The organism is Rossellomorea sp. FS2 (genome assembly GCF_047915635.1).
Classification (GTDB): domain Bacteria; phylum Bacillota; class Bacilli; order Bacillales; family Bacillaceae_B; genus Rossellomorea; species Rossellomorea marisflavi_A.
In genome coordinates this window covers 41,935-54,052 of sequence record NZ_JBLRVS010000009.1, presented here as the reverse complement: position 1 = coordinate 54,052, position 12,118 = coordinate 41,935, and the positions used below count along the sequence as shown (strand labels likewise).

Annotated in this window: 13 protein-coding genes; 12 read left to right on the top strand and 1 reads right to left on the bottom strand. The window is 47.4% G+C overall.

The features are described 5' to 3' along the window. The first annotated feature begins 720 nt into the window (after positions 1 to 720). The 10 genes from ACNA6I_RS22960 to rsmI all read left to right on the top strand — a co-directional run bounded on the left by ACNA6I_RS22960 (position 721) and on the right by rsmI (position 7,870). Entirely contained in the window at positions 721 to 921 is a 201-nt protein-coding gene (locus ACNA6I_RS22960) for a sigma factor G inhibitor Gin (RefSeq protein ID WP_048007703.1), read from the top strand. A gap of 116 nt (positions 922 to 1,037) precedes the next feature. Next, positions 1,038 to 2,468, top strand: coding sequence for an aminotransferase class I/II-fold pyridoxal phosphate-dependent enzyme (locus tag ACNA6I_RS22955; protein WP_048014333.1), 1,431 nt, complete (start codon positions 1,038 to 1,040; stop codon positions 2,466 to 2,468). Next, positions 2,468 to 3,106 carry a dTMP kinase gene (gene tmk / locus ACNA6I_RS22950; protein ID WP_197082335.1) on the top strand — a complete coding sequence of 213 codons (639 nt, stop codon included), beginning with the start codon at positions 2,468 to 2,470 and terminating at the stop codon, positions 3,104 to 3,106. Before ACNA6I_RS22955 ends, tmk begins: the two co-directional genes overlap by 1 nt. A gap of 65 nt (positions 3,107 to 3,171) precedes the next feature. After that, on the top strand, positions 3,172 to 3,501 hold the full coding sequence (locus ACNA6I_RS22945; protein WP_048007747.1) for a cyclic-di-AMP receptor: 330 nt from the start codon (positions 3,172 to 3,174) through the stop codon (positions 3,499 to 3,501). A 15-nt stretch (positions 3,502 to 3,516) separates the two neighbouring features. After that, complete coding sequence (locus tag ACNA6I_RS22940; protein WP_048014334.1) at positions 3,517 to 3,957, top strand: YaaR family protein; 441 nt, start codon at positions 3,517 to 3,519, stop codon at positions 3,955 to 3,957. Between the two features lie 15 nt (positions 3,958 to 3,972). Then, complete coding sequence (gene holB / locus ACNA6I_RS22935; RefSeq protein WP_048007707.1) at positions 3,973 to 4,956, top strand: DNA polymerase III subunit delta'; 984 nt, start codon at positions 3,973 to 3,975, stop codon at positions 4,954 to 4,956. 7 nt (positions 4,957 to 4,963) lie between these two features. Beyond that, complete coding sequence (locus ACNA6I_RS22930; protein ID WP_416314218.1) at positions 4,964 to 5,791, top strand: PSP1 domain-containing protein; 828 nt, start codon at positions 4,964 to 4,966, stop codon at positions 5,789 to 5,791. A gap of 14 nt (positions 5,792 to 5,805) precedes the next feature. Next, positions 5,806 to 6,174 carry a DNA replication initiation control protein YabA gene (yabA, locus tag ACNA6I_RS22925; RefSeq protein WP_048007709.1) on the top strand — a complete coding sequence of 123 codons (369 nt, stop codon included), beginning with the start codon at positions 5,806 to 5,808 and terminating at the stop codon, positions 6,172 to 6,174. Between the two features lie 72 nt (positions 6,175 to 6,246). Continuing rightward, positions 6,247 to 7,020, top strand: a complete 774-nt coding sequence (locus ACNA6I_RS22920; protein ID WP_048007710.1) for a tRNA1(Val) (adenine(37)-N6)-methyltransferase — start codon at positions 6,247 to 6,249, stop codon at positions 7,018 to 7,020. Continuing rightward, the gene (rsmI, locus tag ACNA6I_RS22915; RefSeq protein WP_048014336.1) at positions 6,998 to 7,870 is read left to right on the top strand and encodes a 16S rRNA (cytidine(1402)-2'-O)-methyltransferase; all 873 of its coding nucleotides are present in this window, start codon (positions 6,998 to 7,000) and stop codon (positions 7,868 to 7,870) included. Before ACNA6I_RS22920 ends, rsmI begins: the two co-directional genes overlap by 23 nt. Before the next feature lie 50 nt (positions 7,871 to 7,920). Here rsmI and ACNA6I_RS22910 read toward each other — a convergent pair whose 3' ends face one another. Then, a complete protein-coding gene (locus ACNA6I_RS22910; RefSeq protein ID WP_048007712.1) occupies positions 7,921 to 8,202 on the bottom strand; it encodes an AbrB/MazE/SpoVT family DNA-binding domain-containing protein in 282 nt (93 codons plus the stop codon). 607 nt (positions 8,203 to 8,809) lie between these two features. Between ACNA6I_RS22910 and metG the strand changes: the two genes are divergently transcribed. Beyond that, positions 8,810 to 10,762: a methionine--tRNA ligase gene (metG, locus tag ACNA6I_RS22905; protein WP_416314219.1), complete on the top strand. Its 1,953-nt coding sequence runs from the start codon at positions 8,810 to 8,812 to the stop codon at positions 10,760 to 10,762. Positions 10,763 to 11,124: 362 nt separating this feature from the next. Continuing rightward, the gene (locus tag ACNA6I_RS22900) at positions 11,125 to 11,892 is read left to right on the top strand and encodes a TatD family hydrolase (RefSeq protein WP_048007713.1); all 768 of its coding nucleotides are present in this window, start codon (positions 11,125 to 11,127) and stop codon (positions 11,890 to 11,892) included. Positions 11,893 to 12,118 lie beyond the last annotated feature (226 nt).

The window sequence follows — 12,118 nt, the reverse complement described above, 5'->3', positions numbered from 1 at the left end:
TCAGATAAAGTATTCACTTATGTCCCTGACACCATTCGACATTCCTCGCAACATCTTTTCCCCATTTTGAGCACTTAAGGACCCATCGTTCCCCTTCAGGCACGAAAATACCTGCGAAATTCAACCATCTACTTGCGACATTTTTGATTTTATTTGTGAAAAACGACTTTTAATTTGCGAAACGTACCAATGGTCATTTTTCTATTTGCGATCCGACCCGTGTATTTGCGCAAGTCCGTGCATATTTGCGACCTTTCAATCGTAGTTTCAAGTTCGTAAGGGATAAAATTATTACGCTAGTCCCAAAAAAACCCATAACTTGACGTTCTGTCTGTGTACAATAAATGCGAAAAATGGTAAGAGGCACTATAAAAATAAATCGAAATATCCAATACCTCCCATAACTTGACGCTTTGTCTGTGTACAAAAACCATCGAATATGCTAACGATGTAAACCCCACCCTTGATCAAATTAGAAATTCCTCCCCATCAACCAGTTCATACCAAAACTTGACGTTCTGTCCCTGTACAAACCCAGAAAAGGATGATACAGTTCATCGTCACGAAGCGCCCAACTTTTTTCAGCCTGTGAACACAGACCAAGCCGGTGATACATAAGATGGTAGTACACCGTGATAATTCAGTTAGTTGAAAAGTTGATAATTGCGTATACAATTCGGCAGTTGGTGGCAGAATAGATGTATGGAGGAGGAGAGCCCTATGAGTAATGTGAACGCGAAGGCGGTTGGTGAATGCTGCATTGTTTGCAGTGAGGAGAAGCGGATCGGGATCCATCTGTATACATCGTTTATATGCTATGAGTGCGAGCGGGAGATGGTGGAGACGGAGACAAGTGATCCTCTTTATAAACTGTTCGTGCAAAGGTTGAAGAAAGTGAATACTCCAGAAATCTATTCATAGCCGATTTGGTTATGATTTTTTTTTTGCCCGGGAAGCTCAGGAAGAATAAGCCTGAGCGCAATGGAGCCTGGATATGATACGATAGATGGATAGAGTGTTGGAAGGGTTAGTGGAAGATGAACGTTGATCAATCAAAGATGCCGCTTGTGCAGGCAATCAATAAACATAGTAAAAACGATCCGATTTCGTTTCATGTACCGGGTCATAAAAATGGCATCCTTACGGGAGATCCTGCTCATAAAGGGGATTTGACGGAACTCACGGGTCTGGATGATTTACACGATGCCGAAGGGCCGATTGCGGAGGCGCAGGCGTTGCTTTCGGAATTGTATGGGAGCAGGTCGAGTTATTTGCTTGTGAATGGCAGTACATCAGGGAATATGGCGGCGATCCTGGCTACTTGTGAGGCCGGGGACTATGTACTCGTCCAGAGGAATTGTCATAAGTCGGTTTGGAATGGGATCAGGCTTGCGGGTGCTGTTCCGGTCCTGCTCGAAGCGGAGTGGGAGGAAAAGGGGCAATCCGTTCGTGGTGTCTCTTTAGATACGGTACAGGAGGCACTTGAGGCGTTTCCGGCGGCCAAAGCTTGTGTGCTGACCTATCCGACCTATTATGGATTTACCTACCCCATCCAAGAGATCATCGCGGAACTACACGGGAGGGGGATTCCCTGTATCGTGGATGAAGCGCATGGCGCCCATTTTCAGGCAAGCAATATGTTTCCCGATTCGGCACTCGCTCTTGGAGCGGATATCGTCATCCAATCCGCTCATAAGATGCTGCCTGCCATGACGATGGGTTCTTATTTACATCTGAAGGGTTCCAGGGTGGATGAGCACCGGTTGAAGGAGTATCTCTCCATGCTTCAATCGAGCAGTCCGTCCTATCCCATCATGGCATCCCTTGATTATGCCCGTTCTTACCTTGGGACGATGACACCATCCGATGTGGACAAGGGGTTAGCGGATATCGCCGGGTTCATCTCGGAACTTAGCAGGCTTCATCCGGGACTAAGGGTGGAGAAGCCGGATGATCCCCTTAAGGTTCTTGTCAGATTTTCCGGATGGTCCGGCTACCGCCTTCAGAAAAAGCTGGAGGAAGAGGGTATTTTTGCAGAGCTTGCCGACCCCAATCAGGTGTTGCTCATTTTTCCACTGATGAAGGAATCCGCTGCCTTTCCTTATGGGGAGGCCCTGAAAAGGATCAAGGGTATGCTTGAGGGGGAACCGGCCGGGGTGGAAAGGAAAGAGACGTTCATCCCACCGGCATCCAGCCGATCTTATAGTCTCTTGTCCATGGAGTGGAAGGAAATGAAGGTTCGGGAGGAAGAGGCAGTGTCTCTTCAATCGGCTGCAGGCCGCATTTCTTCCCAGATGGTCATACCGTATCCTCCGGGAATCCCCCTGCTCCTGAAAGGGGAACCCGTCACGGATGATGTGATTGGACGACTGAAGGAATATCTGGATGTGGGCGCAGCGATCCAGGGGCGTCACGAACTGAAAGAAAACAAGATTTTTGTGTTCAAGGAATTGGAGGAACAATCATGATGAATGGTAGCTTCATAACGGTTGAAGGGCCTGAAGGGGCCGGGAAGTCGACTGTATTGGCCGTACTGGCAAAACGATTGGAAGAGGATGGCGTACCCGTTGTCATTACCAGGGAGCCTGGTGGCATCAAGATTGCCGAACAGATACGGGAAGTCATTTTACATACAGAGAATACAGAGATGGATGAGCGAACGGAAGCTTTGCTTTATGCTGCAGCGAGGAGGCAACATCTCGTCGAGAAGGTGCTGCCGGCCCTCCGGGAAGGGAAGGTGGTCCTGTGCGACCGGTTCATCGATAGCTCCCTTGCTTATCAGGGAAAGGCGCGGGGAATCGGGATGCGCGCCATCGAGGAGATCAATGCGTTTGCCATCGAGGATCATATGCCTGACCTTACCCTTTACTTTGATATCGAGCCCGAGGAAGGTTTGAACCGCATCAATCAGCATAAAGGGAGAGAGGTCAATCGTCTAGATCTTGAATCGGTTGGATTCCACCATAAGGTACGGGAGGGGTATTTGGAACTTGTGAATAAATATCCAAACCGCATACAAGTGGTCGATGCGAGTCCTGATGTGACAGTTGTATCCGATGCGGCGTACGACATCGTAAAGGGCTTTTTACAGAAACGGACAGTGTAAGAAAGCACCGTTCAGTGCTATAATAGTAGGAAGTATATGGATGATTGAATGAGAGGATGATTCAGATGAAATTGATTATGGCTGTAGTTCAGGATAAGGATAGCAATAAATTATCAAATGCTCTGCGGGATCATAATTTTCGTTCGACAAAATTGGCGAGCACCGGTGGTTTCCTGAAATCGGGAAATACCACATTCATCATCGGAACGGAAGATATCAGGGTGGATAAAGCCCTTCAAGTCATCAAGGATAACTGTCAGTCCAGGGAACAGATGGTGGCCCCTGTCTCACCTATGGGTGGAAACGCCGATTCATACGTTCCCTATCCGATCGAGGTCGAAGTCGGCGGAGCGACGGTCTTTGTCATGCCGGTTGAGCAATTCCATCAGTTCTAAGAAGGACGTGTAGGGATGAAGATTAATCAGGACCTGCGGATACCCGTCGATAAGATGCCGAAAGATCAACGCCAAGCGGGATCGATGCAAGCCCGCTTCGGTCAAATGGTACAGCAGCATGATCAGAAGCTGCATCTGGAGCAGTTGAATCAACTGTTGTCGACCATCGGGAACGCCGGCTCCCGCTTAGGGAAGAGCCGGTCATTCCGGGATCTGGCCAAATATAAGACGCTAGTGAAGAAGTTCCTCAAGGAAGCGGTGGACTACGGGGTGGAGCTCCAGGAATCCCATACGTGGAATCAGTTTGGTGAAGGCAGGAAGCTTCGCCTCGTCGAGACCATCGACCAGCACCTGATCGATCTTGCCGAAGCGGTGATGGATCAGGAGAGGCCATCCATCGAAATCCTTGATAAAATCGGGGAAATCAAAGGATTGCTCATCAATTTATACAGGTAAGAGAGTGATTAGGAAATGATGATTGAAGAATTACAACCGTTCCAGCCCGTCGTTCTCCAAATGCTTCAGAACAGCATCCTGAAGGACCGGGTGGCCCATGCCTATCTGTTTGAAGGGGAGAAGGGGACAAGGAAAAAGGAAATGAGCCTGCTGTTTGCCAAGGCGCTCCTGTGTGAGCGGAAAGTGGACGGGCTTGCCTGCGGAGGGTGCTCCAACTGCAAGCGGATCGATAATGGGAACCACCCTGACCTCCATTTACTGGAACCGGATGGCCTTTCCATTAAAAAAGAACAGATCAAAGCGCTCCAGGAGGAGTTCTCCAAAACCGGAGTGGAGTCCAAGAAAAAGGTATACATCATTGTGCATTCGGATAAAATGACTGCCAATGCTGCCAATTCCCTGCTGAAGTTCCTCGAAGAGCCCCTTGCTGATACGACGGCGATCCTCGTCACGGAGAATGTGCATCGCATCCTGCCGACCATCCTGTCAAGATGCCAGGTTGTATCCTTCAAGCCCCTTCCGAAAGAGCAGCTCGTCAAACAGTTGCTGGAAGAAGGAATCGAACCCCAATTCGCATCTTTGGCCGCGAATTTGACCAATCATTATGAAGAAGCTGTAGAATTATGTCGCAATGAGTGGTTTGCACAAGCAAGAATAATAGTGTTAAAATTATATGAAGTCCTTCAGAAAAGTCCCTTCCAAGCGATGGTGAAAGTCCAGGAGGATTTTGTACAGCACTTCAAAGAGAAAGATCAAGTCGATCGCGCACTGGATCTTTTACTTCTGATATATAAAGACTTACTCCATATCCAGCTGGGAAAAGTCGAACAGCTTGTATACCCGGACCAAAAGGAAAACTGGAAATCCAACGCACTTCATGTATCGACGAACCGTCTTTCTACTAATATGACGGCCATACTTGAAGCCAAACGCAAGTTGAACGCCAATATGAATTCGCAGCTGCTGGTAGAACAGCTTATGCTAAAACTGCAGGGGTGATGGTCCTTTGTACGATGTTGTAGGAGTACGCTTTAAAAAAGCGGGGAAAATCTATTATTTCGATCCGGGTCAGCTCGACGTCCATAAGAATTGTTATGTGATCGTGGAGACGGTACGCGGGGTCGAATTCGGTAAAGTAGTTGTTGAACGTAAGTCAGTGGGTGAGAATGACGTGGTGCTTCCCCTTAAAAAAGTCATTCGGATCGCCGATCAAAAGGATCGGTTGATTGTGGACGAGAATAAGTCGTCCGCGGAGGAAGCCTATAATGTCTGCTGTGATAAGATCAATCAGCATCGTCTGGATATGAAGCTGGTTGACGTGGGATATACATTCGACCGCAATAAGGTCATTTTCTACTTCACAGCGGACGGACGCGTGGATTTCCGGGAGCTGGTCAAAGACCTGGCTTCCATTTTCCGTACGCGCATCGAACTTCGTCAGATCGGCGTTCGTGACGAAGCGAAGATGCTCGGTGGGATCGGTCCTTGTGGCCGTATGCTGTGCTGCTCGACGTTCCTGGGTGATTTTGAGCCTGTATCGATCAAGATGGCGAAGGATCAAAATCTATCCCTCAACCCTACGAAGATCTCAGGGTTGTGCGGACGCCTGATGTGCTGCCTTAAGTACGAGAACGATGAATATGAGGCGGCCAAGGAAGAACTTCCTGATATGGGGGCTGTGATCAAGACACCTCATGGAAAAGGCAAAGTGGTTGGTCTTAATATTCTTGAGCGTATCCTTCAAGTGGAGATCAAGGAGGAAGAACGCGTTCTTGAATTCACATTAGATGAAATTATGAATGAGAGTGCCGTATCATTCCAAGCCACAGAGTAACGGGGTGTAGCATTGTGGATAAGAAAGAATTCTTTGATTCAGTCAGTAATATGGAACAACAAATTGATCATTTACATCGTCAATTGGGTGAGCTCAAGGAGTTCCTGGCTGAGATGGTGGAGGAGAATCATTCTTTGAAGCTTGAGAATGAACATTTACGCCGCAGGCTGGAGCAAACGGAGGCCTCATCCGCAGCGGCTGCCGGGGAAGCGCAAGCGATGGAACGAGCAGGAGAAGGAGAGAAGGCATTGGATATCGGGGAAGGCTACGATAACCTTGCCCGCCTTTATCAGGAAGGCTTCCACATCTGCAATATCCATTTCGGCAGTCCGCGCAAGGATGAAGATTGTCTGTTCTGCCTTTCCTTTTTAAATAAAAAATAGGCAGGAAGAGAACGAAGGACTGATTCCCTAACCGGATTGGTCCTTTTTCTTGATGTAAAACAGGAGGAACGCATGCTTGAATTAAAAGATGATGAACGATTGGATTACTTATTGGCAGAAGATATGAGGATCATCCAGAGCCCCTCGGTGTTTTCATTTTCCCTGGATGCCGTCCTCCTTGCCCACTTCACCTACCTTCCATTGCAAAGGGGGAGGATCGTCGATCTCTGTTCGGGGAACGGAATCATTCCCCTTCTGATGGGAGCGAGGACGAATGTTCCCATCACGGGAGTGGAGATTCAGGAAAGGCTCCATGATATGGCGACGAGGAGCATCCGATACAATAAGCTCGATGATCAGATCGAGATGAAGCTCGGGGACGTGAAAGAGATCGGCGATCTTCTTCATCACTCCCATTATGATGTCGTCACGTGCAATCCCCCGTATTTCGATACACCTGCAGAGGACAAACGGAATGAGAACGAGCACTTTGCGATTGCGAGGCACGAAATCCTCTGCACGCTCGAAGACACGATAGAGGCTGCCGCCTTTGTGTTGAAGCAGCGCGGGAAAGCGGCGTTTGTCCATAGACCGGGACGGTTGCTGGATATCCTTTCTCTGATGAGGAAGCATAGACTGGAGCCGAAGCGATTGCGATTCGTCTATCCGAAAGCCGGGCGCGAAGCCAATACGATCCTGGTGGAGGGCATCAAGGACGGCAAGCCCGATCTGAAGATCCTTCCGCCATTATATGTATACGATGAACACGGAGAGTACACCGAGGAAGTAAGAGAGATGCTCTTCGGGAAGGGAGGCAACAAGGATGAACCAACAGAAAAGCTTTGAAGACACTCAGGCAGGAAGCCTTTACCTCGTCCCGACTCCGATCGGGAACCTGGAAGACATGACGTTCAGGGCAATCAGGATGATGAAGGAAGCGACGGTCATCGCCGCCGAGGATACGCGGAATACGAAGAAGCTCTGCAATTATTTCGAAATCCAGACCCCGATCGTCAGCTACCATGAACATAATAAGGAAGCAAGCGGGCCGAAGCTGATCGAACGGATGAAAGACGGGGAGACCGTAGCCCTTGTAAGTGATGCGGGCATGCCATCGATCTCAGATCCCGGGTATGAGCTTGTACAGCTTGCAATCGAAGAAGGAGTGGCTGTCATACCGCTTCCGGGTGCCAATGCTGCCCTGACCGCCCTTATCGCTTCAGGCCTCGCTCCGCAGCCATTTTACTTCTATGGCTTCTTGCATCGGGGGAAGAAGGATAAGAGGAACGAACTGGAGGAGCTGAAGCAGATCGAGAGCACGTTCATCCTTTATGAATCACCGCACAGGTTAAAAGAAACCCTCAAGGAGCTGCACGCCTCTCTGGGGAACCGCCAAATCGTCGTCTGCCGAGAGCTGACAAAGAAGTTTGAAGAATTCATCAGGGGCTCCCTTGAAGAAGTGATGGAATGGGCACAGGAGGGAGAAGTACGCGGAGAGTTCTGTCTGCTGATCGAAGGTCGTCCTGCAGGTGAAAGGGTGATCGAGGAAGAATGGTGGACATCCCTTCCGGTGAAAGAGCACGTTGAGCATTATATGGAGAAGGAAGGCGCATCTTCAAAAGACGCCATCAAGAAGGTGTCACTGGAGCGCTCCCTTCCGAAGCGTGACGTCTATCAAGCGTACCATGTAGAATAGCAGGGAATAAGAAAAGGACTGGCCAGGGCCAGTCCTTTTTATAACGACAATTATTTTGTAGTAAGCGCGTTTTGGATTTCTTTAAGAAGGATATCCGCACCTTCGCGGCTAAGGATGAGTTTACCGTCAGCTAGTTTGATGTTGTCATCAGATACTTCACCAGTGATTTGGCAAGTCATGCTTGGTTTGTATTTCTTAAGGATGATTCTTTCGTCATCAACGTAGATCTCAAGAGCGTCTTTCTCAGCAATGCCTAGTGTACGACGCAATTCGATAGGAATAACCACACGACCAAGTTCATCAACTTTTCTTACAATACCTGTAGATTTCATAGTAAATCTCCTCCATTAAATAGAAATGAATGTATATCTCTCTGTAGTTCGTCAATATTCGACAAATTTCTTTTACTGCTATTATCATACCAACGATTTGGTAACACGTCAACAAATTAATCTGTAAAAAATTACGAATTTATGGATATTCAAATGTTGTTATAACAACATTATCGGAACCTTGTAAAAAAATGTATTACCAATTAAACATAATTGTAATAAGTGTAACGAATCAGAATATTGTCGAATTTCATTTGCAGACAGCTATTATTCGACTTATTTCGACATGAATACGTCTTTGATTCGACATCGTTTGGGGGGATTCCACCATAGTTGCAGAAACCAGCATTTTTAGGTATATTTTGATGAGATAAGCGGTTAAGATGGTAAGAAGAAAATGGAATTACATAACAATTATACCACTGTAGACCTTTCGGCTGGAATGGGCTATTTGTGGGGGTCGTTTTTATCTAGGAAATGGTTTTTTAGGAAAGCAGGTCGGTGAAATTCCCTGAAGGATGCGGGATGGCCGATTTGTGACAGAAATGAAAACATTGCTCCAGATGAAGATGTTCATCGGGCATTAGGATAACGAGGAGGAATTATGGTGGAAGAGAAATTGAATACCTTCTATTTAACAACACCGATTTACTATCCAAGTGGAAATCTTCATATTGGACATGCGTACACGACTGTGGCGGGGGATGCCATGGCCCGATACAAACGGATGCGCGGGTTCGATGTTATGTATTTGACGGGAACGGATGAGCACGGACAAAAGATTCAGCGCAAAGCGGAAGAAAAGGGGATCACCCCCCAAGCCTATGTCGATGAAATCGTCAGCGGCATCAAGGATCTTTGGGGTAAACTCGACATCTCGTATGACGATTTCATCCGTACGACGGAAACCCGTCATAAGGAAATCGTCGAGAAGATCTTTACCCGTCTGTTGGAACAAGGGGACATCTACCTTGATCAATACGAAGGCTGGTACTGTACGCCGTGTGAATCGTTCTTCACGGAAAGACAGCTGGTGGATGGGAACTGCCCTGACTGCGGACGTCCCGTTGAAAAAGTGAAGGAAGAATCGTACTTCTTCAAGATGAGCAAATACGTTGATCGCCTTCTTGCTTATTATGAAGAGAATCCGGAATTCATCCAGCCTGAGTCCAGGAAGAATGAGATGGTCAATAACTTCATCAAGCCGGGCCTTGAAGATCTTGCCGTTTCCCGTACGACCTTCGATTGGGGAGTGAAAGTGCTTGGTGATCCGAAGCATGTGATCTATGTATGGATCGACGCTCTTTCAAACTACATTACCGCTCTTGGATACGGAACGGAAAACGACCAGAAGTACCAAAAATATTGGCCTGCAGATGTTCATCTTGTCGGAAAGGAAATTGTCCGGTTCCACACCATCTACTGGCCGATCATGCTCATGGCACTCGAGCTGCCGCTGCCTAAGAAGGTCTTTGCCCATGGCTGGCTGCTCATGAAGGACGGAAAAATGTCCAAGTCGAAAGGGAATGTCGTGGATCCCGTGACACTCATCGATCGCTATGGACTGGATTCCCTCCGCTATTATCTTCTCAGGGAAGTACCGTTCGGTTCAGATGGCGTCTTCACGCCTGAAGGATTCGTGGAGCGCATCAATTTTGACCTTGCCAATGACCTCGGAAATCTGTTGAATCGTACGGTTGCCATGATCAATAAATATTTTGACGGCGTCATCCCGAGCTATGCAGGCCCACGTGGCGAGTACGACCGGCAGCTTGCCGAGATGGGACTCGATACAGTGAAGAAATACGAAGAAGCGATGGAGAACATGGAGTTCTCGGTTGCTCTTTCAAGCCTGTGGCAGTTTGTCAGCCGCACGAACAAATACATTGATGAAACACAGCCTTGGGCACTTGCAAAGGATGAAGAAAAGCGCGAAGATCTCGGCAGTGTAATGAGTCACCTGGCAGAATCATTACGAAGGGTCGCCGTTCTATTACAGCCATTCTTGACGCGTACACCGAAGAACATCTTTGAACAGCTGAATCTGCATGATGAAGCTCTTCAAACGTGGGCAAGCCTTGAAACATTCGGAGTGATCCCTGCAGGAACTGAAGTGGTGAAGAAAGGGGAGCCAATCTTCCCCCGCCTTGACCTAGCTGAAGAAGTGGCCTTCATCAAAGAGAAGATGCAGGGGTCGGCGCCTGCTGCAGAGGAAAACCCATCCGTGGAAGAATCCGACGAAATCGCCATCGATGATTTCATGAAGGTGGACCTCCGTGTTGCTCAGGTGACGGCTGCAGAACCGGTGAAGAAAACCGATAAGCTGCTCAAGATCCAACTGGATCTCGGATATGAAAAACGACAAGTCGTCTCCGGCATTGCCAAATTTTATTCTCCGGAAGACCTGGTCGGTCGAAAGGTGATCTGTGTCACCAATCTGAAACCGGTCAAACTCCGCGGGGAATTGTCACAGGGAATGATTCTTGCAGGAGAGGAAAACGGCATCCTGTCCCTTGCAACCGTCGATCAAACCCTTGCCAATGGAGCACGGGTGAAATAAGAATGGAAAGGGGTGTTCCACGTGGAACACCCCTTTCTTCTTTTATTATAGTAAGAAAACGATTTTAAGCACGATCTGCATGAATGGATTGTATTGAGAGAAGATAAAGCTATTGCTTATAAAATAAATCATTACCCGATTATGTAATGTATCTTGCCGTTTCCGGTTGAGATCCAATAGACCTATAAACAGATCATTTTGGATTTAAGTCGGCTTTTTATACAATATGTGAAGGACAAAAAGCAACATAAATTACTAAAAACCAACCAATATAACCATAATATGTAACGCAATTGTTACAATTCTGAGAAGCTTGTCATGATTTTTTATATTAAACTAATCTCACACAAGGAGTGTTTAACATGCTATTTGACACACATGTCCACTTGAATGCAGAGCAATTCGATGAAGATGTAGAGGAGGTCATAGCACGGGCAAAAGAGGCTGGGGTTGAGAACATGGTCGTAGTCGGATTTGACCGGCCGACAATCGAAAGGGCAATGGAGCTTGTTGAAACCTATGATTTTCTTTATGCAAGTGTAGGGTGGCACCCTGTGGATGCCATCGATATGAAGGACGAAGATCTTGATTGGATCGAAGAATGGACAAAGCATCCGAAGGTTGTGGCCTTAGGTGAAATGGGCCTTGATTATCACTGGGATAAATCACCCGAGGATGTGCAAAAGGATGTGTTCAGAAGGCAGATCCGTCTGGCTAAGAAAGTGAAGCTGCCGATCATCATACATAATCGCGAAGCCACACAGGACATCGTCGATATCCTCAAGGAAGAGGGGGCTTCAGAAGTGGGGGGCATCATGCACTGCTTCAGCGGAAGTCCGGAAGTGGCGAAGGAATGTGTGGACATGAATTTCTATATATCCCTAGGGGGTCCTGTCACCTTCAAGAATGCGCGAAAGCCGAAGGAAGTGGCAAAGGAGATCCCTCTCGAGAAGCTGTTGGTGGAAACCGATTGTCCGTATCTTGCACCGCATCCCAACAGGGGCAAGCGGAACGAACCGGCCTATGTGAGGCTGGTTGCTGAACAGATTGCCGAGCTGAAAGAAATCTCCATCGAAGAGGTGGAAGCAGCTACAACCCGCAACGCAAAGAAATTATTCAACATTAATTGACAACAGCTGTTGTCGATTTGGGGGAGAGCTTGTCCGGTAGGGCTACAATAACAAAAAGTTCTACAAAGGAAAGTCCTTACATAGGATAACCTTGTCGACAACTCCCCCTTTTCTTTTTTTCTTTCTTTTTGCATAATATGTTTTGTGTTCCCTGAATTTCAACATTTTGCTAGATTAAGAAAAAAGAAGTACAGGTTGACAGTCTTTGGATTACTCTATATAATCA

Excerpts from the sequence above, each read along its gene's own strand:
- ACNA6I_RS22960 (WP_048007703.1), top strand. The coding sequence starts at position 721 with ATGAGTAATGTGAACGCGAAGGCGGTTGGTGAATGCTGCATTGTTTGC.
- ACNA6I_RS22955 (WP_048014333.1), top strand. The coding sequence starts at position 1,038 with ATGAACGTTGATCAATCAAAGATGCCGCTTGTGCAGGCAATCAATAAA.
- tmk (WP_197082335.1), top strand. The coding sequence starts at position 2,468 with ATGAATGGTAGCTTCATAACGGTTGAAGGGCCTGAAGGGGCCGGGAAG.
- ACNA6I_RS22945 (WP_048007747.1), top strand. The coding sequence starts at position 3,172 with ATGAAATTGATTATGGCTGTAGTTCAGGATAAGGATAGCAATAAATTA.
- ACNA6I_RS22940 (WP_048014334.1), top strand. The coding sequence starts at position 3,517 with ATGAAGATTAATCAGGACCTGCGGATACCCGTCGATAAGATGCCGAAA.
- holB (WP_048007707.1), top strand. The coding sequence starts at position 3,973 with ATGATGATTGAAGAATTACAACCGTTCCAGCCCGTCGTTCTCCAAATG.
- ACNA6I_RS22920 (WP_048007710.1), top strand. The coding sequence starts at position 6,247 with ATGCTTGAATTAAAAGATGATGAACGATTGGATTACTTATTGGCAGAA.
- rsmI (WP_048014336.1), top strand. The coding sequence starts at position 6,998 with ATGAACCAACAGAAAAGCTTTGAAGACACTCAGGCAGGAAGCCTTTAC.
- ACNA6I_RS22910 (WP_048007712.1), bottom strand. The coding sequence starts at position 8,202 with ATGAAATCTACAGGTATTGTAAGAAAAGTTGATGAACTTGGTCGTGTG.
- ACNA6I_RS22900 (WP_048007713.1), top strand. The coding sequence starts at position 11,125 with ATGCTATTTGACACACATGTCCACTTGAATGCAGAGCAATTCGATGAA.